This is a genomic window from Moorena sp. SIO4E2, assembly GCF_010671945.1.
Lineage (GTDB): Bacteria > Cyanobacteriota > Cyanobacteriia > Cyanobacteriales > Coleofasciculaceae > Moorena > Moorena producens.
The window spans coordinates 1-1,259 of sequence record NZ_JAAHIE010001296.1 but is presented as its reverse complement, the minus strand read 5'-3'; the positions used below and the strand labels follow the sequence as shown (position 1 = coordinate 1,259).

At 45.4% G+C, this 1,259-nt stretch carries 1 protein-coding gene and 1 pseudogene; both read right to left on the bottom strand.

The genetic code is table 11. The features are described 5' to 3' along the window. Window positions 1–402: 402 nt before the first annotated feature. Window positions 403–1,149: a phycoerythrobilin:ferredoxin oxidoreductase gene (locus F6K37_RS43110; protein ID WP_287257304.1), complete on the bottom strand. Its 747-nt coding sequence runs from the start codon at window positions 1,147–1,149 to the stop codon at window positions 403–405. Then, window positions 1,146–1,259 (bottom strand): annotated as a pseudogene (locus F6K37_RS43105) (15,16-dihydrobiliverdin:ferredoxin oxidoreductase); the annotation flags it as partial. The pseudogene F6K37_RS43105 and the gene F6K37_RS43110, both read right to left, overlap by 4 nt.

Below are 1,259 nucleotides of genomic sequence, written 5' to 3'. Positions count from 1 at the left end.
AAGATAAATTCTTGACCAGTTAATTGGTAATTAATCAGAGTTTTATCATAAGCAGTCAGCCACAAGCAGTCAGCCACAAGCCTTTAGCTGATAGCTGAACGCGCACGCGTGCGCGTAGCGCTAATCGCTGTTCGCTTACGCTTTATCAACAATAAAATTCTGTATTATTTCCATCAATTATGTAGTCATCAATTCTGTAGTTTTGTCCTGACTTATGACTCGAATATCCTGACTCCTGACTCCTGAAAAAACTAACCAATTTCTTAAATCGAACTGAGGTTAAGTTTTAATAAGCTGTTAAGCATTTATTTTGATCGCTCACAAGCCTTGCTGTAAGAGGTCTAGGCTTCAAAAATCCCAATTTAAATGCGTGTCAGCTTATCCTAAGAATTTCAGTAGTGCTTAACTTGCCTGTGCGAGCTTTCGCTCTAGGTCAAACAAGAAACCGTGGATGTACTCCTCAGTCCATTCGCTCCCATAAAATCTCTGAAACATCCCACGAGCTGGGTCTTTCTCAGCACGATAACCCAGATAACGCAGTTGAGCTTCCTTGATGGCTTCCAGATGCTGGGAATCAGTAATTAATTCTGCCTGATCGACAAAATCCAAGTAAGCTGTCAGATAGTCCTTGAACGCAGCAAACACCCGATTTTCCACTACTTCAGTTTCCTTAGGGCGTGTCCACAGGAAAGCTGGGGAAAAGAAGGGTGTTGCTTCCTCAGGGAATTCTCCTCCCCAAGGCAAATGCTGTTGATGGGCCTTGAAAATCGGTAGGATAGGTTCCGTGTAACGAGCTTGATAGGCTGGATCATCCCGGAACAGGGGCTGCATATCCAAGGCAATCAGATGTCCACCAGGTAAGGTGACTAAGTCAGCCCCGAAGAAGGGGAGGTCATAGTTGAGGTGGGGGAAGATCACAAAATTGAGTACCTGTAATGCTGCTCCCCCCTGGACATGAGCAGCTCGAATTTGTCTGATTTTGGGTGCAGCAAAGCCATAACTGGTGGTCAGGACATCTTGCTGCTTTTTCCCTTTCCCCACTGTGGCGAATTTGCTTTCAAACCCAGGGGGAATGGGATAAGGCTGTAGATCAAGGCGCTCTTTTAGATATGCGATCGCGTAGTCTAGAAACGGCTGATAGAGAGTCATGTTTGGCTTGGACTAACGGCTAAAGGCATGGCATTTTCAAATAAGAACTCATATAAGAACTGCTCTGCCCACTCGGGACCAAAGTAGCTGCTGAACAGACCATGGGCAGG